At 31.0% G+C, this 25,069-nt stretch carries 24 protein-coding genes and 1 other annotated feature; of the genes, 8 read left to right on the forward strand and 16 right to left on the reverse strand.

Annotation, left to right across the window (positions count from 1 at the left end; translation table 11 throughout):
* Positions 1-214: 214 nt before the first annotated feature.
* The 4 genes from ACREWB_RS17240 to fdxA all read left to right on the forward strand — a co-directional run bounded on the left by ACREWB_RS17240 (position 215) and on the right by fdxA (position 4,319).
* Positions 215-931, forward strand: coding sequence for a YesL family protein (locus ACREWB_RS17240; RefSeq protein ID WP_431548697.1), 717 nt, complete (start codon positions 215-217; stop codon positions 929-931).
* A gap of 242 nt (positions 932-1,173) precedes the next feature.
* Positions 1,174-1,821: a fructose-6-phosphate aldolase gene (gene fsa, locus ACREWB_RS17245; protein ID WP_431548698.1), complete on the forward strand. Its 648-nt coding sequence runs from the start codon at positions 1,174-1,176 to the stop codon at positions 1,819-1,821.
* Entirely contained in the window at positions 1,802-3,826 is a 2,025-nt protein-coding gene (tkt, locus tag ACREWB_RS17250; RefSeq protein WP_431548699.1) for a transketolase, read from the forward strand. The genes fsa and tkt overlap by 20 nt, the downstream gene beginning before the upstream one ends.
* A gap of 322 nt (positions 3,827-4,148) precedes the next feature.
* Positions 4,149-4,319 carry a 4Fe-4S ferredoxin gene (fdxA, locus tag ACREWB_RS17255; RefSeq protein WP_431548700.1) on the forward strand — a complete coding sequence of 57 codons (171 nt, stop codon included), beginning with the start codon at positions 4,149-4,151 and terminating at the stop codon, positions 4,317-4,319.
* 61 nt (positions 4,320-4,380) lie between these two features.
* On the opposite strand, the gene ACREWB_RS17260 is transcribed toward fdxA, so the two are convergent.
* The 6 genes from ACREWB_RS17260 to ACREWB_RS17285 all read right to left on the reverse strand — a co-directional run bounded on the left by ACREWB_RS17260 (position 4,381) and on the right by ACREWB_RS17285 (position 10,079).
* The gene (locus tag ACREWB_RS17260; protein ID WP_431548701.1) at positions 4,381-5,232 is read right to left on the reverse strand and encodes a YitT family protein; all 852 of its coding nucleotides are present in this window, start codon (positions 5,230-5,232) and stop codon (positions 4,381-4,383) included.
* Positions 5,233-5,360: 128 nt separating this feature from the next.
* Positions 5,361-6,752 carry an asparagine--tRNA ligase gene (gene asnS, locus ACREWB_RS17265; protein ID WP_431548702.1) on the reverse strand — a complete coding sequence of 464 codons (1,392 nt, stop codon included), beginning with the start codon at positions 6,750-6,752 and terminating at the stop codon, positions 5,361-5,363.
* A gap of 58 nt (positions 6,753-6,810) precedes the next feature.
* Positions 6,811-7,084, reverse strand: a binding site (T-box leader).
* A gap of 170 nt (positions 7,085-7,254) precedes the next feature.
* Positions 7,255-7,503, reverse strand: a complete 249-nt coding sequence (locus ACREWB_RS17270) for a hypothetical protein (protein ID WP_431548703.1) — start codon at positions 7,501-7,503, stop codon at positions 7,255-7,257.
* Positions 7,504-7,580: 77 nt separating this feature from the next.
* Positions 7,581-8,444, reverse strand: coding sequence for a YitT family protein (locus ACREWB_RS17275; RefSeq protein ID WP_431548704.1), 864 nt, complete (start codon positions 8,442-8,444; stop codon positions 7,581-7,583).
* Positions 8,445-8,744: 300 nt separating this feature from the next.
* A complete protein-coding gene (locus tag ACREWB_RS17280; protein ID WP_431548705.1) occupies positions 8,745-9,482 on the reverse strand; it encodes an MBL fold metallo-hydrolase in 738 nt (245 codons plus the stop codon).
* 102 nt (positions 9,483-9,584) lie between these two features.
* Positions 9,585-10,079: a hypothetical protein gene (locus ACREWB_RS17285; protein WP_431548706.1), complete on the reverse strand. Its 495-nt coding sequence runs from the start codon at positions 10,077-10,079 to the stop codon at positions 9,585-9,587.
* A 207-nt stretch (positions 10,080-10,286) separates the two neighbouring features.
* Here ACREWB_RS17285 and ACREWB_RS17290 point away from each other — a divergent pair, with 207 nt between their 5' ends.
* Entirely contained in the window at positions 10,287-10,655 is a 369-nt protein-coding gene (locus ACREWB_RS17290; protein ID WP_431548707.1) for a VOC family protein, read from the forward strand.
* A gap of 34 nt (positions 10,656-10,689) precedes the next feature.
* On the opposite strand, the gene clpA is transcribed toward ACREWB_RS17290, so the two are convergent.
* The 3 genes from clpA to ACREWB_RS17305 all read right to left on the reverse strand — a co-directional run bounded on the left by clpA (position 10,690) and on the right by ACREWB_RS17305 (position 15,921).
* The gene (gene clpA, locus ACREWB_RS17295) at positions 10,690-13,020 is read right to left on the reverse strand and encodes an ATP-dependent Clp protease ATP-binding subunit ClpA (RefSeq protein ID WP_431548708.1); all 2,331 of its coding nucleotides are present in this window, start codon (positions 13,018-13,020) and stop codon (positions 10,690-10,692) included.
* A 2-nt stretch (positions 13,021-13,022) separates the two neighbouring features.
* Positions 13,023-13,340, reverse strand: coding sequence for an ATP-dependent Clp protease adaptor ClpS (locus tag ACREWB_RS17300; protein ID WP_431548709.1), 318 nt, complete (start codon positions 13,338-13,340; stop codon positions 13,023-13,025).
* Between the two features lie 211 nt (positions 13,341-13,551).
* Positions 13,552-15,921, reverse strand: a complete 2,370-nt coding sequence (locus tag ACREWB_RS17305; RefSeq protein ID WP_431548710.1) for a glycoside hydrolase family 31 protein — start codon at positions 15,919-15,921, stop codon at positions 13,552-13,554.
* Positions 15,922-16,275: 354 nt separating this feature from the next.
* On the opposite strand from ACREWB_RS17305, the gene ACREWB_RS17310 reads away from it, so the two are divergent.
* Positions 16,276-17,445: an ABC transporter permease gene (locus ACREWB_RS17310; RefSeq protein WP_431548711.1), complete on the forward strand. Its 1,170-nt coding sequence runs from the start codon at positions 16,276-16,278 to the stop codon at positions 17,443-17,445.
* A 27-nt stretch (positions 17,446-17,472) separates the two neighbouring features.
* A complete protein-coding gene (locus ACREWB_RS17315; protein WP_431548712.1) occupies positions 17,473-18,168 on the forward strand; it encodes an ABC transporter ATP-binding protein in 696 nt (231 codons plus the stop codon).
* A 40-nt stretch (positions 18,169-18,208) separates the two neighbouring features.
* On the opposite strand, the gene ACREWB_RS17320 is transcribed toward ACREWB_RS17315, so the two are convergent.
* The 6 genes from ACREWB_RS17320 to ACREWB_RS17345 form a co-directional block, all read right to left on the reverse strand.
* Complete coding sequence (locus tag ACREWB_RS17320; RefSeq protein WP_431548713.1) at positions 18,209-18,634, reverse strand: MarR family winged helix-turn-helix transcriptional regulator; 426 nt, start codon at positions 18,632-18,634, stop codon at positions 18,209-18,211.
* Between the two features lie 61 nt (positions 18,635-18,695).
* The gene (locus ACREWB_RS17325; RefSeq protein WP_431548714.1) at positions 18,696-19,457 is read right to left on the reverse strand and encodes a YdcF family protein; all 762 of its coding nucleotides are present in this window, start codon (positions 19,455-19,457) and stop codon (positions 18,696-18,698) included.
* 15 nt (positions 19,458-19,472) lie between these two features.
* A complete protein-coding gene (locus ACREWB_RS17330) occupies positions 19,473-19,961 on the reverse strand; it encodes a hypothetical protein (protein WP_431548715.1) in 489 nt (162 codons plus the stop codon).
* Positions 19,958-20,725, reverse strand: coding sequence for a HipA domain-containing protein (locus tag ACREWB_RS17335; RefSeq protein ID WP_431548716.1), 768 nt, complete (start codon positions 20,723-20,725; stop codon positions 19,958-19,960). Before ACREWB_RS17335 ends, ACREWB_RS17330 begins: the two co-directional genes overlap by 4 nt.
* Positions 20,726-20,778: 53 nt before the next feature.
* Positions 20,779-21,525, reverse strand: a complete 747-nt coding sequence (locus ACREWB_RS17340) for a glycerophosphodiester phosphodiesterase (protein ID WP_431548717.1) — start codon at positions 21,523-21,525, stop codon at positions 20,779-20,781.
* A gap of 108 nt (positions 21,526-21,633) precedes the next feature.
* Entirely contained in the window at positions 21,634-22,530 is an 897-nt protein-coding gene (locus tag ACREWB_RS17345; protein ID WP_431548718.1) for a DMT family transporter, read from the reverse strand.
* 171 nt (positions 22,531-22,701) lie between these two features.
* On the opposite strand from ACREWB_RS17345, the gene ACREWB_RS17350 reads away from it, so the two are divergent.
* Entirely contained in the window at positions 22,702-23,265 is a 564-nt protein-coding gene (locus ACREWB_RS17350) for a 4Fe-4S ferredoxin (RefSeq protein WP_431548719.1), read from the forward strand.
* A gap of 46 nt (positions 23,266-23,311) precedes the next feature.
* Here the strand turns inward: ACREWB_RS17350 and ACREWB_RS17355 are convergent, their stop codons facing one another.
* Positions 23,312-25,042 (reverse strand): methyl-accepting chemotaxis protein, encoded by a 1,731-nt coding sequence (locus ACREWB_RS17355; RefSeq protein WP_431548720.1) that lies wholly within the window; start codon positions 25,040-25,042, stop codon positions 23,312-23,314.
* Positions 25,043-25,069: the final 27 nt, after the last annotated feature.

A 25,069-nucleotide genomic window follows, 5' to 3' on the forward strand; every position in this document is an offset into this window, starting at 1 on the left:
TAAACTTTTCACATTAATATTATTATCATTCTATTAGATATATTTTGCAACAATTAATTTAAAACTAAAATTCCCTACCCCTCTGTACATATTACCAAATTTAAGCCATCTTTTTTATAGCTTCTACCTATTTGCATTTCACACAATTTATGTTACATTTTAATTAGATCTATTTAAATACTAGCATTTGATAAATGCAGCTTTGGAGGAACAAATGGCTAAATCAAAAAGAGAATTTGGAGAAGGACCTATATACACAATAACTAATTATATATTCTGGTTTTTCCTCGGCAATCTATACTTTATGCTTCTCAACATACCATTACTTATGGCATTAGTTGTACTTGCATCTAGTGGTTCTAACCCGCTGCCACCAGGATTCATATTTGTTTTTATTTTATGTTGTATTCCAGTAGGACCTGCTATAACGGCTCTTCTTAGTGTTATGGGCAAACTTATTCGTGAAAAAGAAATAAATATTACAAAAGACTTTTTTAAAGCTTATAAAACTAATTTTTTTCAGTCATTAATCTTTGGGACTATAGAGTTAATTATAATATCTATACTATTATTTGATACTAGATTCCTTGTTTCACATAATTACCCACAAATTTTAATTAGTGTTACTTATGTGATTATATCTTTTATTTTTTTAATCAGTCTACATGCATTTCCAATAATGTCAAGATTCTATTTAAGCCTAAAAGATATTGTTAAACTTGCTTCGTACTATACCATTAGGAAATTTCATATTACAGTGTTAAATTGTACTAGCTTCATAGTTGCAGGATTCATATTATATACTGTTTCTTCAGTTGCCTTCATAGTTATGTGGAGTATTATTTGTTATATGATAATGTTCTATGAGCGTAAAATACTAATAGAAATTGAGGATACATTTTTAAAAAATACTGAGAAATCAGAAGAATAAGATGTTTTATTTTAAAAAAAGGGAACGGTTCATTACTATTGAATAAAATTCAAATAGTAATGAACCGTTCCCTTTAATTTGATTCCATGAATGATAACGTGTTCATTTGTTTTTAAAGAGACAAAATATATAACTTAGTTCACTTCATATATACATTCATGTATGATAAAATGTATAATATATATAATTAATTTATATACTTTATCACATCATAATAAATATACAAGAAAGGAGTTTATAAAATGAAACTATTTATCGATACCGCAAATGTAGATGAAATCCGTAAAGCTAGCGAGATGGGTGTTATTTGTGGTGTAACTACAAATCCATCACTAATAGCAAGAGAAGGACGAGTTTTTAAGGAAGTAATAAAGGAAATATCAACTATAGTAGATGGTCCCATCAGCGCCGAAGTTATTAGCTTAGAAGCACCTAAGATGTTAGCGGAAGCAAGAGAGCTTGCAAAACTTCATAAAAATATTATAATTAAGCTACCGATGACTACTGACGGGTTAAAGGCCGTTAAAATTCTCTCTGCTGAAGGCATAAAAACAAATGTAACTTTAATATTTTCTTCAGTTCAAGCACTGTTAGCTGCTAGAGCAGGAGCAGCTTATGTAAGCCCATTTCTTGGAAGATTAGATGATATTGGAACTAATGGAATGGAACTTATTAATCAAATAGTAACTATATTTAAAGTTCATAACATTAAAACTGAAATAATTGCAGCAAGTATAAGAACCCCTATGCATGTTAATGATGCAGCAATGCTTGGCTGTCATATAGCTACAGTACCATATAAAGTAATTATGCAAATGACTAAACATCCACTTACAGATGCAGGTATTGAAAAATTTTTAAAAGATTGGAATGCTACTTTCAACAATTAAGGAGGAAAATAAATTGAATAAAATTGATCAACTAACCGTAGATACTATAAGAATTTTATCCGCTGAATCAATACAAAAAGCAAACTCAGGTCATCCAGGGCTCCCACTAGGAGTGGCACCAATGGCCTATACCTTATGGGCAAAGCACATGAAACATAACCCTAAAAATTCTAAATGGCAGGACAGAGATAGATTTGTACTCTCAGCAGGCCATGGGTCAATGCTTGAATATTCACTTCTCCATCTTTTTGGATATGGTCTAACTATGGAAGATTTAAAGAATTTCAGACAATTTGGAAGTTTAACACCTGGTCATCCTGAATATGGTCATACAAATGGCGTTGAAATCACCACAGGGCCTCTAGGTCAGGGAATTGCAAATGCAGTAGGTATGGCAATAGCTGAAAGTCATCTCGCAGCAAAATTCAATACAAATGAACATGCTATTGTGGATCATTATACATATGCTATATGTGGTGATGGAGATAATATGGAAGGTATATCTTCCGAAGCAGCGTCCCTAGCAGGCACTTTAGGACTTTCTAAGCTTATTGTAATGTATGACTCAAATAGTATATCTATAGAAGGAAGCACAGATATCGCATTTACAGAGAATGTAGGCAAAAGATATGACGCCTATGGATGGCAGGTTTTATACGTAGAAGATGGCAATGATATGGAAGCAATAAGTAAATCCATTGAAGCTGCGAAACTTGAGTCAAATAAACCTTCCTTTATTGTAGTTAAAACTATTATAGGATTTGGTTGTGCTAAAAAACAAGGTACTGCATCAGCACATGGTGAGCCACTTGGAGCAGACAATATATCTGAAATGAAAAAATGCTTAGGCTGGAACCTAGAGCCATTTACAGTTCCAACTGAAGTAACTAATCATATGGAAGATATAAAATCAGATTTTAATGCAAAAGAAGAAACTTGGAACACTCTTTATGCGCAGTACAGTAAAAAGAACCCTGAACTTGCTAAGGAATATGAAGCATGGCAAAGTGGAGATCTTCCTATAGATTTACTTAAAGTAGAGGAAATGTGGAAGTTTGAGGGGAAAGCTGCAACAAGGAACTCTTCTGGAGCAATAATAAATATATTAGCAAAATATGTACCGAACCTTATAGGTGGTTCAGCAGATCTTGCTCCTTCTAATAAAACATATATGAAAGGCATTGGTGATTTTTCAAGAGAAGACAGAAATGGATCTAACCTTCATTTTGGAGTAAGAGAGCATGCAATGGCAGCTATAGCAAATGGTATCTATGTACATGGTGGTCTTAAACCTTTTGTTTCGACCTTCTTTGTATTTAGTGATTATATGAAAGGTGCAATGAGATTATCTGCCCTTATGGGTCTTCCAGTAACTTATGTTCTAACTCATGATAGTATAGCAGTTGGTGAAGACGGACCAACTCATGAACCTATTGAACATCTTGCAGCACTTAGAGCTCTACCAAATTTCAATGTATTTAGACCTGCTGACTCTAAAGAAACAGCTGTTGGCTGGTATGCTGCAATGACTTCAAAAACAACCCCTACTGCATTAATACTAACAAGGCAAAACCTTCCACTATATGAAGAAACATCAACTGAAGCACTAAAGGGTGCCTATGTATTAAAAACTTATGAAGATGAAGGTAAAAACCCTGATATCATATTAATGGCTTCTGGTTCCGAAGTAGAATTTATTTATGAGGGCGCCAAGTTATTAAATGATCAAGGTATCAAGGCTAGAGTAGTAAGTATGCCTTGTTTAGATTTATTTGAAGCACAATCAAAAGAATATAAGGAAGCTATATTACCAAAAGCTTTAAGAGTTAGATTGGCAGTAGAAGCAGGTTCTTCATTGGGTTGGCATAAATATGTAGGTCTAGACGGAGATATCATTGCTATTGATACATTTGGAGCTTCTGCCCCAGCGGATGCACTATTCAAAGAATTTGGATTTACAACAGAGAATGTTGTTGATAGAGCGCTTAAATTGCTTAGTAAATAGGTAATTGTTTAATAAGTAGGAATAATGCTGAATATTTTCAAGATTACTTGCATATAATACTAACGATAGTTATTAACTCACAGCTAAATAGATGAGCTCATCATTAATATAAATACAGCTAAAAAAGTTATTAACTACCACAGGTATTAAATGAACTGGTTTAAATTAAGTTTCAGCTGTAACTTTAATTTAATTCAATTCATTTAATACTACATTTTTTGTTAATATCCTCATTATTTTCTGTTTATAAAAAACTCTTTATTTATTAGGTCAATTATGATACTATGTATAGGTAAATTAGTAAATAAAGGAGGTAGTTATTATGTCATATAAGATTACTGATGCATGTGTAAGTTGTGGAGCTTGTGAGCCTGAATGTCCAGTAAACGCTATAAGCCAAGGAGATTCAATATATGTTATTGATGCAGAAGTTTGTATCGATTGCGGAGCTTGTGCTAGTGTTTGCCCTGTAGGCGCTCCAGTTGAAGCTTAATTAAACATATTTTTATAATTAATATAAAAGCTACTGACTCTTGTCAGTAGCTTATATATTTTTACTCATTTATATCCTTAAAACCCTCTCCCAGTGTTTCATGTACATTATATGTAATTATAAAGGCTTTTTTATCAATTTCTTTTATATAATTTCTAAGTTTTATAAACTGTTTTTTATCTAAAACAGTAGTTATAATTTCTTTTTCCTCATTAGTATAAGCTCCTTTAGCAGTATATAAAGTAGCCCCCCTGTTTAATTCTTCAATAATAAATCTTTTTATATCTTCACCTTTTTTACTAACCACTTCAACTTTTTTATAAATATTCATTCCTGCAATAACTGCATCTATAGTAAACCCATTTATAATAACTCCAAGCATTGCATACATTCCAATTTTAGGACCAAATGCTACAACTGCCAAAATAGTTATAAAAAAATCAGCCAAAAGTAAAGCCTTACCTATATCTAAGTGAAAATACTTATTAAGTATTTTAGCTATTATATCGGTCCCTCCTGTAGAAGCGTTTTGATTAAACACTATACCAAGTCCTACAGCTCCAATTAATATTCCAAATATTAGTTCTAGAAATAAATCGTTTGTTATAGTACCACTCATGGGATAAAACTTCTCTAATACCCATACCATACCAGATAAACCCAAACTGGAATATATTGTTTTAACTCCAAAACTAGATCCTATGAATATAAATCCTATAATAAAAAGAATCACATTTAATACAAGCATTATTGCACCAATAGTAACCCCTGGCATATACCACTTTATAATCATAGCTAGACCACTAACTCCACCAACTGCCAAATCATTTGGAATTAAGAAAAAATACAGCCCTACAGTTACAAGTGCAAGCCCAATGGTTATATAGATATATTCTTCAATGACTTTTTTCATATTTGTTTCCTCCTAATGCACAAAGATATTATATTTACTACCTTCGAACAAATTAAAGCAGCTCCCAATTTAAATACACAAGAAACCTATGTATTTAGGGAGCTGCCATATATAATATAATTTTTAAATTAAAACTCAGCAGACCCAGTTGTTCTTGGGAAAGGAATAACGTCTCTGATATTGCTCATACCTGTAATATACATAATTGCTCTTTCAAACCCAAGTCCAAACCCAGCATGCTTAGTTCCGCCGTATTTCCTTAGCTCTAAATACCACCAGTAATCTTCACTATTAAGACCACATTCTTCCATTCTAGCTTCTAATATGTCTTGTCTTTCTTCTCTTTGACTTCCACCGATAATTTCGCCAATTCCTGGTACAAGTAAATCCATAGCTGCAACTGTCTTATTGTCGTCATTTACTCTCATATAGAAAGATTTTATTTCTTTTGGATAGTCTGTTACAAATAGTGGTTTGTTATACACTTCTTCTGTTAAATACCTTTCATGCTCAGTTTGAAGATCACAACCCCAAGTTACTGGGTACTGGAACTGCTTTCCTGATTTTTGTAAAATATCAACTGCTTCCGTATACGTAACCTGACCAAACTCTGAATTTACAACACTATTTAATCTTTCAATTAAACCCTTATCTACGAAACTATTGAAAAACTCCATTTCTTCTGGAGCATTTTCCATAACATATTTTATAATATATTTCATCATATCTTCTGCTAGTTTCATATCATCTTTTAAATCCGCAAAAGCTATTTCAGGCTCTATCATCCAGAACTCAGCTGCATGTCTTCCTGTATTAGAATTTTCCGCCCTAAATGTTGGTCCAAAAGTGTAGACACTTCTAAAAGCTAATGCAAACGCCTCTGCTGCTAACTGTCCACTTACTGTTAAGCTAGTTTCTTTACCAAAAAAATCTTTTGCGTAATCAACTTTTTTATTTTCATCCATTGGCATATCAGTGAAATCGAGGGTAGATATTCTAAACATTTCACCTGCCCCTTCACAATCACTACCAGTAATTATTGGTGTATGGGTATATACAAAGTTTCTTTTTTGAAAAAACTCATGGATAGCAAAAGCTGTAAGCGAACGCACTCTAAACACCGCAGAGAAAGCATTACTTCTTGGTCTAAGATGTGCAATAGTTCTTAAATACTCAAAAGAATGTCTTTTCTTTTGTAGCGGATAATCAGTATCTGACATTCCCTCCACGACTATTTTAGTAGCCTTAATTTCAAAGGGTTGCTTAGCTTCTGGTGTTAAAACTAACTTTCCTTCAATGGTTAGAGAAGAGCTTATAGGTAGCTTAGCTATATCTGCAAAATTCTCTAATTCTTCCTCAAAGATAACTTGAATGTTTTTAAAAAAACTTCCGTCATTAACTTCTATAAATCCAAAAGCTTTAGAAGACCTTAATGTTCTTATCCATCCAGAGATAGATACTGTTTGATCCCCATATTTTTCTTTTTCCCTGTAAATTTGTTTTACTAATAACTTTTCCATAAAATTGACCTCCTTTATATTTTTCAAAACAATAAAAAAACCTTCCGTCTCCTAATAATAAAGGGACGAAAGGTTATAATTTCGTGGTACCACCCAATTTGTCATAAAATATGACCACTCTAATCAGTACAGAATTATATATCCAGATACTACGAATTTATAATTCGATACACCCAATATTTAACGGATTGGACCCGTCTAGGCCTATTACCCTAAGGCTTTCGGTTAGAAACTCTGAGATGTTCTTCAATATAAACTTCGTATTGGTCTTTCACCACCACCAACTCGCTATAACTACATTTTATATATACTCTTCTCTTCATAGTCTGTATATTTAAAATTATAATGTTTTTAATTGTAAATGTCAAATAACTTTTAAGATTAATTTAACTTTTAAATTAAAAGGCAACTATCAGTAATCTAATAGTTGCCTTTTAATTTCTATTCTTACTTATCTACCTAGTAATTAAATACTTTCTAATATATTAGCACAAAAAAATCATTAGTATTCTTCGTAGTCTTCATCATATTCTTCTTCATCTACAACTTGATCTATTTCACCGATAATTGCATCTTTCTTAACTATTTCCCCAGTAACCTTATTTTCAACAACGATATTAGATTTTACACATCCATCTTCTTCACTTATGAAAGATTTTGCTACAACATCTCCCTTTTCTAAAGAAACTCCCTCAGTAAGTTTTTCTGGGTGATCAAATGTAACTGGTTTACCATTTAATTTATCACTCATGTTATATCACTTCCTTTCTGCATATAGTTTGTGCATCAAGGGTTGCAAATATACTTTGAAAATATTTCCTAACTTACTTACTCTGTAAATCCTTCTCCCAGTACTTCTCTCACATCCGCAACAGTTATGAATGCACATTTATCTATATCCTTAACCATTTTTTGAAGAGGAACTATTTCATTTTTACCAACTACTACAAATAACATCTGTTTTTGTCCCTTTGTATACATCCCAGTAGCGTTTATTCCTGTAACACCTCTTTTTAAATCTAACATTAATATTTCTGAAATTTCCGCAGAATGATCTGAAATAATAAATACTGCTTTCGAAAAATTTATCCCTTCAAGTATACTGTCTATAACCTTAGTAACTATATATATGGATATCAGAGCATACATAGCCTTTTGAGCCCCAAATACAAACGCACCTATTAGTACTATAGTTGAATCAATTACTAGTATTATTCTAGCAATAGTAACATTCTTCAAATATACTTTTATGATATTTGCAGCTAAATCAGTTCCTCCCGTACTAGCAGATGCTCTTAATACAAATCCTAAGCCTATTCCAACAAATACCCCACCGAATATACTCGCTATCAAAAGATCCACCTTTGGAGCTGGTATAAAGCTTGTATAAAAGAGGGCAAAAGATAAATATGCCGCAGCAAACAAAGATTTACCTACAAATTCTTTTCCCTTTAATTTTACAGCAATAATAAGTAAGGGTATGTTCACTACAATATTAGTAAGCCATAATGGTACACCGCTTCCATAATATTTTTCTGTAATATATTTAATTATAATACCCAGTCCAGATACTCCGCCTGTTACCAGTTGTAATTGTGCCAAAAACATATTCACCCCTGCTGCTAGAATTGTAGCACCTATAATAATGTATAAATAATTTAGAATCTTTTCATTTTTAGTATCTCTTCTCATTTATTTTATCCTACTTTCATATATATCCAGCGTACTCGCTTGTACACCGATTTATTATGCATTTCACCTAATTAATTTATCACATTTATTATATTATGTAAATACAAAAACTACTCTTTTGAGTAGTTTTTGGTTTTCTATTGAATTTTATACCCCAAATATTATTCTCAATATAAAAAGCACCCTATGCAATATTAATTTAGGGGGACTAATAAAAATATTGCATGTGATGCTTTTTTATTTGGTTTAATTAAATGATTAACATAAATGACTTTATTTATTCAATATATTAAAACATTTTTAATATATTATTTTTTGACCAGAATAATCTATTTGTACTACTTTTACTTTGGGTATGTTAATTCTTTCAGAAAATTCTTTAGTAATTCTTAAATCATCTGCAAAGTGCATGGGTATGAGTAGCTTTGGTTTAATTTTTTGTGCAAAATACTCTCCCCCTATATAATAAAATTCTTGGAGTCTTGGATCTACAGGAAAAAAAGCTATATCAATATGTTTTTCTTCTTTTAACTTTTCTATGTGAGCTTTAAATGAGTTCTCTGCTATTGATCGTTCCTCTACACTATCCTCTTTCCAGTGCCACCAATTAAGATCACCAGCATGAAAAATAGTTAATCCATCTACTTTAACTAAGAGTGATATCCCAATATCTGTTGAGCCATAAGCTTTTACATAAACATCCTTAAATGATTTTTCTTCACCTTCTTTTATAAAGGTATAATTTGATTTGTTTTTATCTATTTTAATATCACTACTGAATACATATTGTATATTATTGTTATAATCATCCCATTTTAAAATACTAGGATTAAAATGATCTTCATGACTATGAGATGCAAACACAATAACATTCTTAGCGTTTTTAATATTTTCAGGAGATAACAATGCCGCTTTCTGATGAGTAACATCATTTTCTATAGGTTCTTTATAGAAATCGAATATTAAAAAATGATTTTTCGTTTTAATTGCAAAACCACTATGATATATGTAATATATTATTGTTTCTATTTCTTGCATAAATTTTTCTCTCCTTTTATTTTTTATTATATTAAAATAATATCATATATCTATAATAACTTATATACAAAAAGCCTGCTCATTATGTGAACAGGCTGTTTGTTATTTTCTAAAGTTTTTAGTTAACATATACACTCCAATAACGATAAGGATAATAGGTATTATTAAACTTGTACTTAACCAATAGAATACATTTCCAAAAAACATAATTATAAATGCTATTACTGTAATAGTAGTTAAAATGAATACTGGAACAAGTAATCCACGCTCTCTAGTTCCAAACAAATAAAGCTGATACAATCCTATAGCAACAGCTAATGGATATATAGGCCAGGTATATTCTGCAAAATTCCAATTGGTAAATGTTTCAAAAAAGAATAATATTCCTATTGTTGTAAGAATCCCTCCTGGCACTAGTAACCCTGGCTCTTTTCTACTCGAAAAATAACTAGCCTCAAAGGTTAGTCCAGGAATAAGAACAAAAATAGGCCACAACTGATTAATTGTAATAAATCCAATATTAAAAATATTAATTAGAATTGCTCCTACTCCTATAAAAATTAAAATTATTCCCCAAAAATAATTTCTACCCCTCATATGATACCCCCTAAATTTTGAATTCTTTATGTGAATAATAATTTTGTAATCTTATTTTACCATAAATATAAGTTAAATTCACAAATTATATTCATATTGTAATATTTTTACTTGTAAACTTTTTATAAGTAAAAATTGGAGTTAATATATAATAATGATATACTGTATATGATATATTAATTTTTGTACAAAAGGTGGTAATGTTAAATGAAATTTTCTTTTGATCATAATAGTATAAATGTATTAGATTTAGAAAAAAGTATAGAATTTTATAAAAACGCGTTAGGCTTTGTAGAAGCTAGTAGATTTAATGCACCAGATGATAGCTTTACTCTTGTATTTTTAGGTGATGAAACTACTTCTCATAAGTTAGAGCTAACTTGGATGAAAGATAGAACAGAAATATACAATTTAGGTGAAAATGAATTTCACCTTGCTGTAGTTACAGATAGTTTTGATGAGGCCTATGCACTGCATAAAGAAATGAGATGCATATGTTTTGAAAATAAACCTATGGGGATTTATTTTATTATGGATCCAGATGGCTATTGGATAGAAATTATTCCAACAAAATAATTATAGATAGTTTAATAAAAAAAATGTTGCCGTTTTATGGCAACATTTTTTTTAAATCTTCTTTAATAATTGTAAGTTTATCATCCACAATATCGATTGTTGCACTACCGCCTTTAGAGAGTTCTCCAAACAGTACTTCATCTACAAAGTAAGTCTTTATTTCCTTTTGAACTACTCTATTTATTTCTCTCGCTCCATACGCCTCTGAGAAGCCCTTTTTACTTAACCATTTGTACAAATTATCAGTAACCACTAATTTTATATTCTTAGTTAAAAGTTTTTCTTCAAATTGTTTCATTGCCTTCACAGCTATTTTAAGTGCCATAGCCTCATCAATTTTATTAAATACAATTATATTATCTAATCTATTTCTAAATTCTGGAGAGAACACTCGCTCTACTTCTTTAGTAATTGCTCCTTCTGACCCTAGTCTGTCTCCAAAACCAATAGTATGTTTACTAGCCTCTCTTGCTCCTGCGTTGGATGTCATTATTAAAATCACATTTCTAAAATCCGCTTTTTTACCGGTATTATCTGTAAGTGTTGCATAGTCCATAACCTGTAATAACACATTTAGTATGTCAGGATGTGCTTTTTCAATCTCATCCAAGAGTAACACACAATGAGGATTTTTTTTCATAGCCTCAACTAATAATCCACCTTCTTCATAACCCACATATCCTGGTGGTGAACCAATAAGTCTAGCCACAGTATGCTTCTCTTGGTATTCACTCATATCAAATCTAATAAGTGGAATAGCGAGACTCTTTGATAATTGCTTGCTTATTTCTGTCTTTCCTACTCCTGTAGGTCCTACAAAAAGGAGAGATGCTACTGGCTTTTCTTCTTCATTAAACCCCGCCCTAGATCTTTTTATAGCTCTTACTAAAGTATCTATTGCTGTACTTTGACCAAAAACTTGCTTATTTAAATTAATGTCCAAATTTTTTAGTGTTAGTGTTTCATCAGTAGATACACTTTGCTCTGGAATTTTTGCAATAGAGGCTACTATTTTTTCTACTGCACCTACCGTAATCACTATATTTTCTTCATTATCCTCCGCATAAAGCCTAGCATAAGCTCCTGCTTCATCTATAACATCTATAGCTTTATCTGGGAGGTATCTATCGTTAATATACTTACTAGATAATTCTACTGCTGTTTTTAGTGCTTCATCGTCGTATATCACCTTATGGTAATCTTCATATCTATCCTTTAAACCCATAAGAATATCAAAAGTATCCTTAATGGAAGGCTCTGGCACTTCAATCTTCTGAAATCTTCTAGCAAGTGCGCTATCTTTTTCAAAATGTTTCTTATATTCATCATAAGTAGTTGAGCCAATGAACCTTATTTTACCATCTGCAAGAAATGGTTTTAGGATATTAGAAGCGTCCATTGAGCCTCCTGAAACTGCACCTGCTCCAACTATGGTATGTATCTCATCAATATACACTATTGCTTTTTCTTCTTTACTAATTTCTCTTAATACTTTTTTAATCCGTTCTTCGAAATCCCCTCTATACTTTGTGCCTGCAAGAAGCGATCCCATATCCAGATAGAATATCTTACTTCCCTTAAGTAAACTTGGTACTTTATCTTCTACAATTAATTGTGCAAGACCCTCAGTGATAGCAGTCTTACCTACTCCTGGTTCCCCTACGTGCACCGGATTATTTTTAAGCCTCCTACATAATACCTGTAAGGTTCTGAGCAAAATATCATGCCTTCCAATAAGAGGATCCATTTCTCCTCTTCTGGCTTTTTCTGTTAACTCAACAGTGAAATTACTTAAAAAGTTTTCTTTCCCCTTAGGATTGTTATTTTCATCTTCATCATCGTATTCTATATCTTCCTTTTGGTCTTCTTCATAATTTTCTTCAAAATCAATTGACTCTTCTACATCATTAATTAAAGTACCATCAAAGTCAAAAGTATCTACTACCGATATACCATGAGCTATATAATTAAGAAGATCTCTCCTCTTCATTTGCTGTTTACGTAAAAAATATGAGGCAAAGCTTTCTTCATCATCATACATAGCTACAATTACATCGCCTATTTTAACCAGTTCTTTTCCAGAAAGCATAACGTGGTCTGCAGCTGTTGATAGAATTGTTTGTATTCCAATTGATTGTATTGGTTCTGTATCTTCTACAACATCTATATTTTCCTTCAAAAATTTAACTATCTGTTTTTTAAGCCTTTTAACATTTCCACCACTATTCTCTACTATATCAATACCCTCTTCAAAAAATAAGGAAGCGTACAGAATATGTTCTGGAGTGAAATATTCATGATTGGACATCTGTGCTTCATTATAAGCCGCTGTAATAATCTCATTTACTATATTATCTAATTGCATAATTACTCCTCTTCTAGTGTTAATTTTAGTGGAAAACCACTTTCTTCACACATCTCAATAGCTTGGGCAATTTTTGTTACACCCATGTCATAACTATATATTCCTGCTGTGCCACTACCTTTTTTATGGACATCAAACATGATTTTTGTAGCCTCCACAACCTGTTTTTTAAAAACCCCAACTAAAACCTGCACAACAAACTCCATACTTGTATAATCATCATTATGAATGATTACCTTGTATAAGTTAGGTTTCTTTATCTTTATTTCTGTTTTTTCTTTAATACTAACTTCATCATCAAAAATCTTTTGTTCCGACATAATCAACAACTCCATTATTTAATTGATTTATTTCTATACCTTACTCATAGACTATTATATCCTACTTGTTTATATATTACCGCATATACCTATACTTTTTCAACTGTTTTATACTTATCCCAAATAATCCTCACCATATCTTCTAAAAACCCTTATAAATAGTAAAAAACCCCAAGTTAACTTGTGGCTTTTACTATTTATAAAATCATTATTATCTTATGTCTATTTTTGAGCTTTGAGCTGAAACTACAAATGTGGTTTGTTCAAACTCATCTTTTTTAACGTCAAACTCAATTACTTTCCCATCTACAAATATTTCTTTGGCACTAAGTCCTATAATATTAAATGTAAATTCTTCGTAGGCTGGCTTATAATTATTATGAACACTGTTTATATTTAAACTAATCATTCCCTTTAACGTTTCCATCGTAAATTCATATAAATTATATTCTCCATCCTTGTATTTAAAACTTTCTCCATCATCTTGATAATGAACATATCTCCCATTATCTAAATACACATCAAGTGTAAGGTTTTTGTTTTCAGACTCACCTATATAATTTTGCGGATGGTAGTTTGGAATTATGCTACCCGATTTAATAAATACTGGACATACATCAAGGGGTGTTTCGCGAAGTACATATCTTCCTCCCTCTATAACTTGTTTTGTCCAGTAATCTACCCAAGTCCCTTTTGGTAAATATACAGTTCTTGCCTTTTGACCCTGCTCTAAAACTGGTGCTACAAGCATATTCTCACCAAACATAAACTCATCATTTATTTCATAAGTTTTTTCATCCTGCTGATAATGTAGCATTAGTGGTCTGATAACTGGAAGTCCAGTATTTTCTGAAGTCCACATCATATCATAAAGATATGGCATTAACTTATATCTTAATTTTATATACTTTCTATTTATCTCTTCAGTTGTTTCATCAAAAGCCCAAGGTTCTTGATCCCTTGTGTGAATTGCTGAGTGATTTCTAAATAACGGACTAAAGCATCCTACCTGTACCCATCTTGATAAAAGCTCTGGAGTGCAATCGGAACTAAACCCACCTACATCTGTACCACAAAAGGTAAGTCCACTAAGCCCTAAATTCATAAGCATAGGGATGGATAATCTAAGATGTTCCCAAAAACTCTGATTATCTCCTGTCCAAGCAGTAGAATATTTTTGAGTGCCTGCATAACAAGCTCTTGTTATGACAAAAGGTCTTTTCCCTGTATATTTTTTTATGCCCTCAAATGTAGCCATTGACATAAGATGTCCGTACACATTATGAATTTCTGTATGATCACTAAGTCTACCATCATTATCAAACATAACATCATCTGGCAGCGGTCCTTTAAAACTAGCAGGTTCATTCATATCATTCCATATGCCTTCTACCCCTGCATCCATCATGTTTTTTTGGTTTTCACGCCACCAAGCTCTAACTTCTGGTTTTGAGAAGTCTGGATATAGCGAATCCCCCGGCCATACTTCATTTACATAAGGAACTCCATCTTTATCTGTAGCAAAATAATTATTTTTAATCCCCTCATCATATATATGGTATCCCTTGTCTTTTTTAACACCAGGATCAATTATTGTAACAAGTTTAAATCCCATTTCACTCAGTTTTCTTATCATTAATTTATGTTCCTTAAACTTCTCTTTATCCCAGGTAAATACTCTGTATCCATCCATATAATCAATATCTAGATGTATTACATCACAAGGTATATCTTTTTTTCTAAAGTTTTCTGCAATCTCCATTACTCTACTTTCATTTCCATAACTCCATCTACTTTGTTGATAGCCTAAAGTCCATTTTTGTGGCAGTGGTGTCTTACCTGTAAGATATGTATATCTTTCTAGTATGTCTATAATGTTTGGCCCAGCTATAAAATAATAATCTAGGTTGCCATCATTTGCACCAAAGTAATAGTAATTAGAATTTTCCTTTCCCATATCAAATTGAGATTTAAAAGTATTATCAAAAAATATTCCAAAAGCTTGTTTTTCTCTTAGTGTAATAAAAAAAGGTATAGATTTATAAAGAGCCTTGTGACTTTCTACATGTGGCGATGGGTCATCAGTATTCCACATTTCATATCCATAGCCATGTTTATTTAGTGGCCCCGTTTTATCTCCGAAACCATAAAAATACTCGTTTCCCATCATTGTTTTAATCACTTCAATTTTATGTGCATCATTATTTTTTTCTATTTTGTGCCCTTCTCCTGCTGCAATACTGCCATTCCCCCTTCTTATGAAAGGTTCTCTAACCCCTCTATAATCCTCACAAAGGAGTATACCCTCTTTATCAAAAAAATCCACTTTAAAGTTATCATAGACTAAAATCTTTACAGCCTCTGTTGAAATTTCAATTCTATCATCATATTTACTTACTTTTATAGGGCAACCTTGTGTTTTTTCACCTTCAATAGCTCTTGAAAAATGTTCATCTCTTTTAAAAGCTGAAAATACATTTATTATGTAGGGATTTATTACTTCTATTTCTCCTACTTTCTTTTCAAATGTTATTTTTATTTTATTTTCTATACGTTCAAAGCTTATAATCTTACCAAACATATTGCATCCTACCTTCTTCCTTAAACTTAATTATAAATTTTATTATATTAATCACTTATATGATAATTTATTCCATGCATAAAGTCTATGGCTTTTAATTTTTATATAGTTATGCACAAATTTATCTTATAAAATCTGTGTACACTTATATATACGTTAAGGAATTTTTTTAAATATTAGTATATTGTTGTTGACTTTTAATATATTTTTATCTATAATGGTTTGCATAGGAACTATTATTTGTTTTACTTTATAAGCAAATAGCTTCTGTTACAACAGTATAAAAATCCTAGCTTCTGCAGGAGTAGGCTTTCTATATAAAGATAAAGTGTGATAAATCGGAGGAATAAATTTATGAAAACAAACTTTAAGATAGCTTATAGATTTTTAAAATCTAACAAAGGTCAAACAATTCTTATAGCATTGGGTATTGCAATAGGTATATCAGTTCAAATTTTTTTAGGTCTACTTATTAAAAATTTGAATGATGACCTTGTTAACAACACAATAGGTAATACTTCACAGATTACTATAATGGCAAAGGATAAAAAAAATAAGTTGTTTACAGATTACGACTCAATTTCAAAATCCATCAAAGCAGCTGATGGAGATAAAATTAAACAGCTAATGGGTGTCCTCGACTCTCCAGCTTTAATTCAAGTAGGAGATTCGAAGGAGTCAATTATAGTTAGAGGTATGGATTATTCTGAAAATCAAGATATATATGATTTGAAGAATAAAATTATATCTGGAAGCTTTCCCAGTAGTGAAAACGAAATATTAATTGGTAAGGGATTAAAAACAGATATTAACCTACAAGTGGGTGATACAATAAAAATTTCTACCCCAGATAAAAGAGATTTGGAACTAATTGTTAGTGGTATAGCCGATTTTAAGGTTAAAGAGTTAAATAATAGCTGGGCAGTAACAAGCCTAAGCTTTGCACAAAAGCTTTTTAAAAAAGAAGGTGCTCTTAGCTCCATAGAAATGAAGGTTGCTAAGGGTGACATATTTACTACAGATGAATTATCTAAAACCTTGTCTGGTGTTATTCCCTCTACTTTAAAGATAGAGAATTGGAAAGAAAATAATGAAGCCTTATTAAATGCTCTTAGCGGACAACAATCCTCTAGCCTAACCATTCAAGTTTTTATAATAATCTCTGTAACCATGGGCATCTCTAGTGTGCTTGCAATATCAGTGATGCAAAAATCAAAACAAATAGGAATTTTAAAAGCAATGGGTATTAAAAATAGCTCTGCTGCCACCATTTTCCTTATTCAAGGCTTAATACTTGGCATCATAGGTGCAATATCTGGTACTGGTTTAGGAATAGGCTTATTCAAGATATTCAATATATTAGTAAAAACTTCAGAAGGCAAACCCCTGATTTCAGGAAACATATACATTGATTTCATAGCAATTTCAGCAGCTTTATCAATAACCGCTTCAGTAGTTGCAGCAGGAGTCGCTGCAAGAAAATCCTTAAAGTTAAACCCTATGGAAGTAATAAGAAATAACTAGATTATGATTATACAAGGAGGAATTTAAATGATAGCATTAGAAATTAAAAATATAAATAAAATTTATGGCACTAAAATTAAAACACAGGTCTTATTTGATGTTAACTTAAGTATAGAAGAGGGTGAATTCATATCAATTATAGGCCAAAGTGGTAGTGGAAAAAGTACCTTACTTAATATAATTGGTACCCTAGACACTCCTACCACTGGAGACGTAATAATAAACGGTATAAATATAAATAATATGAGTCAGAACCATCTTGCGAAAGTAAGGAATGAACAGTTAGGCTTCATCTTTCAATTTCATTATCTTCTACCTGAATTTACTGTTATGGAAAATGTTCTAATGCCCTACATGCTTTCAGGTAAAAAAATGACAAATGAAATACGACAGCGAGCAGAAGAGCTTCTGGATATTGTTGGTTTATCAAATGTTAAAAACAATAAAGCTACAGATCTTTCAGGTGGTCAACAACAAAGAACAGCCGTAGCCAGAGCTTTAATCAATAATCCTAAAATCATTTTAGCAGATGAACCTACAGGAAACCTAGATTCTAACACTACAGATGAGGTTTATGCACTTCTAAGAGATATCAATAAAAAGTTTAATACCACCTTCTTAATAATCACACATGACAATAGAATTGCAAACAAAGCAGATAGGATAATAGAAGTAACTGATGGAGTTATTGCCCAAAACATAGCACAATATAAAGCAAGTTAAAAAAACTTTTGTCCTCTAATTTTTAGAGGACAAAAGTTTTTTATATCTTCTTTAATATATTTTTTAAATCAGTTGTCATTTGTTCCAATTCTTCTCTGCTACAATCTTTAAATATACTTCTAAAACTTTCATTTATAGTGCCCATAAACTCCCTGGCAAAATCAATTCCTTTTTCAGAAAAAGTAATATAGGTATTTCTTTTATCAGTCTCATGCTTCTCTTTCTTTATATATCCTGCCTTTGTCAGTCTTTGAACAATTCCAGAAACGGTCCCCTTAGATAAGCTCATTTCCTCACAAATTTCTGAAATAGTAATTTCTTTCTTATGAGCTACTAGTTTTATTACTATTATTTGCTGATGAGTAAGTCCACTATCTTTAAGACTATTACTTACCACACTCATGGTTCTAGAGCTAATTTCTTTTATAAGCATAGCAATATTAAATGCTTCTGAATTATGATACATATTTAACACCTCTATTTTTATTTTATACCAAAATTAGTTTGCATGCAAATAAATCACATAGTTATCTATCAAAAATAAAAGAATTTATTACTGCTAAATATTCCCTTACAAAGTAAGTAGGCACTAGCATTGGATGAAGCGGTGAAGGATACCCATATGCCTTTAACCCCTGTCTTTGTGCTAAAAATTTAGCTCTGAACATATGAAAATTATTTGTTACAATAGTTACTTCTATATTTTCATTTTTTTCTAATCTTTTTAAAATCTCTGTTGTGAATTTCATATTTTCTAAAGTATTAGTAGATTTTTCTTCCTTTATTATCTGCCCTTTCGCTACTCCATTTTTAATTAAAAATCTTTTCATAGCTTCAGCTTCTGTAATCGTTTCACCAGGACCTTGTCCACCTGTTGCTACTATCATAATATTAGGATTGTGTTTAACATATTCTAGACTAGCGTAAAGCCTTTGGTAAAGTGCGGTTGAAGGAATTTCTCCCCTAAGACCTGCCCCTAAAATAACTAGATAATCAGTTTTTTCCCTATGTTTTGATACAGCTGCTCCAATTATTACTCCTTCAATAACTACAAAAGAAGCTAGTCCTATAAAAAAGCATATTTTTATTGCAGTTTTAAGTTTACCTGGTTTTAATAAAGTATATTCACCTTTATTGCTTTTATTAAATAATCCCATAGCTATTAATAATACTCCAAGTCCAAGATAAAACTCAGCAAAAGTTACCCTTCCTCCAAATATTATAGTTCCTATAAAATAAATTTCACATACTATTCCTAAAATTATGTATACATTTCCTTTGTTTTTCATAATTCCTCCTTTCTTTTATATCTCCCCACAGGTAATGTTCCTAATAACCTTATTATTATCTAAAATTATAAACTCACTTGGATATGTTTCTGCTACAAAAGGTATTGGGGTTTCATTTATTCTATTATGTTCTGCTAAATATCTTAGATGAACCTCTTCATATTTTTCCCCTTTACTTAACCAAAAATAATCTTCTAAACACATCGCCCTGGTCTTTCTGCATAATTCCCAAAAATCATAATCAATTAATCCCATAACTTTTAATATTTCATCTATATTTGCTCTCTCTTTTGGAACAACTCTATCCTCAAGCCAGAACACAATATCATCATGAGTAGGTTTATAATCTGCATTCCAGTTTCTATAACTATACATACCTAATGGTAGATATTTCCTTTCTGTAATTTCATCATACTTATTAAAGCTAAATTTTTTAGTGTTTGTATTATAAATAAAATCTCCAGCTGGAACGTTTTTGGACATTAATATATACTTATCTATCATAAAATGCCCCTCTCTACTAAGTAATTGTATCTTATTTCTAATAAATGCTTTATACATTCAATTCTATATTCTGATAAATTCTCCTTATAATTATCTACTATATTAAATAATTCTTTTAAAGATACTTTAGGCAAATTGACATCACCTATTAACTCTAATTGCTTATAATGTGATTCACAAAACGGCTTACATTCATCTATCATTTCCCAATTTTTTTTATCGTCTTGTTCTAATTCATAATCCTGAATATCTGCATATAAAGATAATCCATGATCATATAAAGGTGCAAATTTTATAATAACTCCATCCTTATTTACAACACTGAAATTCCTTAAATGTCTATCAATATTATTTATTAAAAAATCCATTACTATCATCTTATCTATATCAGTTTTAAAATTTGGTATTATGTCTATAACTTGTTTATACAAATTCTCTCTATTATCATTACCTAAGATACTTCTAATACTCATTAATAATTCATTTTCTTTTAAAAAATTCTCTGATATATTTACTATTACTTCTTCATTAAAACCCGGTAATTTCATTTTGCTTAAAGTATTGACTGCACATTCTATATTAAACTTCTTAATTATTTTACTAGCAACAACTTCACTAACAGGCTCTAGTATTGAAAATTTGTTTTTTAGTTTCGTTCCAGTTTTAATAAAAACTTTTTCACCATCAACATTACCTATACATTTATATAACATACCTTTTGATGTACTTGTAAGACTTAATTCTCTCATATTACCAATTTTCATCTCTGGCAGCTCCTTTTTTAACACTTTCTATCACTATCCTCATATCATTTCCATTATTTGCTTTCTCTTAGGCAAATATCATCAGTTATTATTTTATGCAGTTTGTCTGGATAATCAGTGATAATGCCATCAACCTTCATTTCTAAGAATGATTTCATATACTTCTCATCATCCACAGTAAACACATTCACATGAATCTTATGCTTTTTAGTTTCTTTAATTACTTCTTCATTTATCGCCAAAAAATATGGATGAATAGCATTTGCTCCAACAGTTTTCGCATAATTATATGGCTTATAAATCCCTTCCATATAAAGTATCCCTGTACTAATTTCCTTCGATATTTTATTACATTTAGCTATAGAATAATGATTAAAACTAGATAGAATAACTTTATGACTTATCTTATGCTTATAAATAAGTTCAATAAGTTTTTGTTCGATATCTTCATATATTACTACTCCGCTTTTAATTTCAAAATTAATAATAATGTTTTTATCTTTGAGTAAGTAAATTAGCTCCTCTACTGTGGGAATTTTAATACCTGCAAATTCTTCACCCATCCATGACCCAGCATCTAACTTATTTAACTCTATATAAGTATAGTCCTTTACAAGTCCCTCTCCATTAGTTGTCCTATTCACCATTTCATCATGAATAAGTACTAATACACCGTCTTTGGTCATCTGCACATCTGTTTCTATGCCTGTACATCCCATTTCCAAAGCCTTCTCAAATGAAAGCATTGTATTTTCCGGGAAATACGCACTTGCACCTCGATGAGCATAATTAATTGTCATTTCACAAGCCCCCTTTAAAGTTTTCCGCTATTATTTTACTAAAGTATAGTTTATATTATATCATCAATATTCCTTATTTTGTATTATAATACTTAATTTAAAATATACTTACATAAATAGTAAGGCTACTCCCCCTATGGTTATAGCCGCTCCTAGTACTTCTTTTGCTGTTACCTTTTCCTTAAATACAATTATAGAAATTGGTATAATTAAAATACGTGAAACAGAAGAAATTGTTGACGCTACTCCCGTAGATATGTATTGCACTGCTACTAATGATAATGACACCCCTATAAATGGACCGAAAAATGACCCTATAGTAATATATTTAAATGCCTTTAAATCTTTAAGTGCTAGTGCTATTTTACTCCAATTCTTCCTTAAGGTGATTATTATTGCAAAAACAACTGTAGCAGATATTATTCTAATTTGAGTTGCAGCAAAAGCATCATAATTACCCATACCTAGTTTGCTGAGAACCATGCCTACAGCCTGTCCTATAGCTCCAATAAATGCGTATGAAACACCTTTTATAGGATGAGATAATTTAACTTTTTTTTCATTAGACCCTCTAACAAGTATTACAAGGAAAATGCCACCCATTGTTATAAACATTCCTAGAAGGTCTAGAACTGTTAGTCTTTCACCTAGAATGAAAAACCCAGTTAATGCAGTTATTGGAGGAACCACAGCCATAATTAATAAGGATATGCGTGAACCAATAAGCACAAAGGCTTCAAACAAAAATAAGTCTCCTAAAACAAATCCTATAACCCCAGAAATACTTAACCATATCCATGTGGACCCCGATGCATCTAATGGTAAAACCATACCCCTTGTAAAAAAAGTAAATATTGCTATTAACAAAAATGCTATAATAAGTCTTATAAAATTTACTGAAAGTGATCCTACTCTTTTACCAGCTGCTTCAAACGCAATCGGTGTTACTGTCCAACAAATAGCTGTAACAAAGGCTGCCATTTGTCCTATATTCAAGTCAATCATATGTTTCCTCCTAAGTTATTAATTTATGTTGTTTATCACCTATAATTTAAGAATATCATATTGGATTCTAAAAATCACTACTAGTTTTTAATATCTAATAAAATAACTATGTATAATCAACAGAAGACTGTAAAAACTAAAAGTTAAGTATAATATATAAGGAGAAAACTTATGGAAAATGAAAATGATTTATCTGATTATATAACTAAAAAGGCTCTAGCTGAAGGAGCCTTATTAGTTGGCTTTACAAAAATTAGAGTAGTGGAACCTGTAATTGTATTTGGATTTCCTTTTACAGAAAAGTGGTTCCTTAAGCAACCTTTAAACATAGTTAAAAGGTTAAAAAAAGAATATTCTATAAGTACCCATGTACAAGATATAACTTCCAAAATTCTTAAATCTGAAGGTTATACAACTCAAAATAAAAATATTATGTCCATATATGGTGATTTTAGGCCTTTAGCTGTTTCTGCTGGACTTGGACAATGGGGAAGAAATGGAATTATTGTAAATGATGATTATGGAGCTGGACTTCTTTTTGCAGCCACCTTTACAAATGCTCCTCTAGGACAAAGTTTAATCAAAGAAAAGATAAAACATTGCACGAATTGTGAAGAGTGCATAAGTTCATGTCCTGGAAAAGCCTTTGAAAATGGTACTTTTCATCCCTCCCGTTGCATTCCATATACAATTCGTGGGTGCTGTGAGTGTTTGAAGGTATGCACAAAAAAATAAGCAGGAAACCCTGCTTATTTTAATTCATAATTCAAACATAATGGCGCTACTCTTTTAATTTAAAACTACTAACATGCTCCATCATCTTACTTGTCATATCATTTAAAGCTCGTGAAGAATTTGAAACATCATCTGATGACTTATTCATTTTCTCTGCTGAAGATGAAATTTCTTGTGAAGATGCTGCTACTTGTTCTGCAACAGAAGACGCCCCTTCAATCTTTTCAAAAATAATACTCTTGTCACTGTTAATTTCTAATGCAGAGGAATTTATTCCTTCTATTTGCTCAATAATCTTATTGACAGAATATAAAATACTTGTAAATGAATTTGTTGAAGTATTAATGATATCAATCTGATTCTTTAGCTGATCATCCATATTATCAGTAGTTTTTAGTATAGAATTGGAATTTTTAAATATACCTTCAATTAGTTTATTTATTTTTTCCGATGATAATCTGCTCTTCTCAGAAAGTTTTCTTATTTCATCCGCCACTACAGAAAATCCTCGACCTGCTTGCCCAGCTCTTGCAGCTTCTATAGCTGCATTAAGTGCCAGTAGATTAGTTTGTTCAGATATACTGTTTATAACGTTTGTGATATCATTTATTTTACTTATATCATCATTTAAACTTAGAATTTGGGACATAAAACACTTAAAAGAATTACTTATTTTGGATACAGATTCTATTAAATAGTTCATATTAGCACTGCTTTCATTAGAAATTTTACTAATTCCTTTTGAATTAACATTAACATCATCAATAGCTTTAACAATATTATCTAACTTGCTAGAAAAATCATTTACTATTCCTAAAATGTCCATAAGTCCAACTGCCTGAGAGTCTGTACCCTTTGCAACCTCTGATATTGATGTTGCTGTATTTAATGACGATTGGGACATCCCATCAGAAATAGAAGATAAATTTTCAGCCTCAGTATCTATGCTTCCAGATTTTTCTTTAATTGTTTTTAAGATGTTTGATATATTTATAATGGTCTTTGAAAGAGATTTTTTCATTACGCCAAACTCATTTTTACTACCACTTTCAAGTTCTACAGTAAAATCTCCCTTTGCTACTCTTTCCAAGCTTTTAGTCATTTCGCTTGAATACTTTCGCATCATTATTATAACTAGAGAGCTAATAGCAATTGACATTAAAATAGATATTATAGTTATAATAACCATGCCATTTGTACTTCTTGAAAATTCAATTTCCCCTTTATTAATAACATCATTAGCCATTTTTTTGTTATAATCACCTATAGTAACAAGGGTAGCTTCTGCTTTTTTCCCTAGTAAAATAAAATTATTATATTCAGCATTACTTATACTTTCACCTTTTGATAGCTTAAGTTTTGCTTGTTCCCATGAGTTTAAATATTCTAGATAAATGCCTTTAAATATATCTAAATTTTTTCTTTCAAAATTATCAATATTACTGCTCTCATATTCCTTTAAGTAATCATCTACTGCTAACTTATAATGATCTATTTTATCAACGGTGTTTAAATCATAATTAAAAACAGCTTGAGTTGTAAATGCCTTCATATTAAGGAATCCTGCTCGAATTTCAGCTCCTTTTGTAATGGGAAGAAGGCTCTTATTATATACCGAGCTAGTGTTAGCATTCATACTCCTCATATTTAAAAAACCTATAGATCCTATCATTAATATAAATAAGAATGAGAATACACTCATAATAAGCACAAGCGTTGAAATTTTTATATTTTTAAGTACATTAGTGATTCTTTTGATTTTTAGCACTCTTTTCATGATTCCAGCTCCTCATAGATATAATAA

Source organism: Clostridium sp. (assembly GCF_050717635.1).
Taxonomy (GTDB): domain Bacteria; phylum Bacillota; class Clostridia; order Clostridiales; family Clostridiaceae; genus Clostridium_AD.

What these genes read in the sequence shown, in the direction of transcription:
- ACREWB_RS17240 (WP_431548697.1), top strand. Translation starts at nt 215, where the DNA reads ATGGCTAAATCAAAAAGAGAATTTGGAGAAGGACCTATATACACAATA.
- fsa (WP_431548698.1), top strand. Translation starts at nt 1,174, where the DNA reads ATGAAACTATTTATCGATACCGCAAATGTAGATGAAATCCGTAAAGCT.
- tkt (WP_431548699.1), top strand. Translation starts at nt 1,802, where the DNA reads ATGCTACTTTCAACAATTAAGGAGGAAAATAAATTGAATAAAATTGAT.
- fdxA (WP_431548700.1), top strand. Translation starts at nt 4,149, where the DNA reads ATGTCATATAAGATTACTGATGCATGTGTAAGTTGTGGAGCTTGTGAG.
- ACREWB_RS17260 (WP_431548701.1), bottom strand. Translation starts at nt 5,232, where the DNA reads ATGAAAAAAGTCATTGAAGAATATATCTATATAACCATTGGGCTTGCA.
- asnS (WP_431548702.1), bottom strand. Translation starts at nt 6,752, where the DNA reads ATGGAAAAGTTATTAGTAAAACAAATTTACAGGGAAAAAGAAAAATAT.
- ACREWB_RS17270 (WP_431548703.1), bottom strand. Translation starts at nt 7,503, where the DNA reads ATGAGTGATAAATTAAATGGTAAACCAGTTACATTTGATCACCCAGAA.
- ACREWB_RS17275 (WP_431548704.1), bottom strand. Translation starts at nt 8,444, where the DNA reads ATGAGAAGAGATACTAAAAATGAAAAGATTCTAAATTATTTATACATT.
- ACREWB_RS17280 (WP_431548705.1), bottom strand. Translation starts at nt 9,482, where the DNA reads ATGCAAGAAATAGAAACAATAATATATTACATATATCATAGTGGTTTT.
- ACREWB_RS17285 (WP_431548706.1), bottom strand. Translation starts at nt 10,079, where the DNA reads ATGAGGGGTAGAAATTATTTTTGGGGAATAATTTTAATTTTTATAGGA.
- ACREWB_RS17290 (WP_431548707.1), top strand. Translation starts at nt 10,287, where the DNA reads ATGAAATTTTCTTTTGATCATAATAGTATAAATGTATTAGATTTAGAA.
- clpA (WP_431548708.1), bottom strand. Translation starts at nt 13,020, where the DNA reads ATGCAATTAGATAATATAGTAAATGAGATTATTACAGCGGCTTATAAT.
- ACREWB_RS17300 (WP_431548709.1), bottom strand. Translation starts at nt 13,340, where the DNA reads ATGTCGGAACAAAAGATTTTTGATGATGAAGTTAGTATTAAAGAAAAA.
- ACREWB_RS17305 (WP_431548710.1), bottom strand. Translation starts at nt 15,921, where the DNA reads ATGTTTGGTAAGATTATAAGCTTTGAACGTATAGAAAATAAAATAAAA.
- ACREWB_RS17310 (WP_431548711.1), top strand. Translation starts at nt 16,276, where the DNA reads ATGAAAACAAACTTTAAGATAGCTTATAGATTTTTAAAATCTAACAAA.
- ACREWB_RS17315 (WP_431548712.1), top strand. Translation starts at nt 17,473, where the DNA reads ATGATAGCATTAGAAATTAAAAATATAAATAAAATTTATGGCACTAAA.
- ACREWB_RS17320 (WP_431548713.1), bottom strand. Translation starts at nt 18,634, where the DNA reads ATGTATCATAATTCAGAAGCATTTAATATTGCTATGCTTATAAAAGAA.
- ACREWB_RS17325 (WP_431548714.1), bottom strand. Translation starts at nt 19,457, where the DNA reads ATGAAAAACAAAGGAAATGTATACATAATTTTAGGAATAGTATGTGAA.
- ACREWB_RS17330 (WP_431548715.1), bottom strand. Translation starts at nt 19,961, where the DNA reads ATGATAGATAAGTATATATTAATGTCCAAAAACGTTCCAGCTGGAGAT.
- ACREWB_RS17335 (WP_431548716.1), bottom strand. Translation starts at nt 20,725, where the DNA reads ATGAAAATTGGTAATATGAGAGAATTAAGTCTTACAAGTACATCAAAA.
- ACREWB_RS17340 (WP_431548717.1), bottom strand. Translation starts at nt 21,525, where the DNA reads ATGACAATTAATTATGCTCATCGAGGTGCAAGTGCGTATTTCCCGGAA.
- ACREWB_RS17345 (WP_431548718.1), bottom strand. Translation starts at nt 22,530, where the DNA reads ATGATTGACTTGAATATAGGACAAATGGCAGCCTTTGTTACAGCTATT.
- ACREWB_RS17350 (WP_431548719.1), top strand. Translation starts at nt 22,702, where the DNA reads ATGGAAAATGAAAATGATTTATCTGATTATATAACTAAAAAGGCTCTA.
- ACREWB_RS17355 (WP_431548720.1), bottom strand. Translation starts at nt 25,042, where the DNA reads ATGAAAAGAGTGCTAAAAATCAAAAGAATCACTAATGTACTTAAAAAT.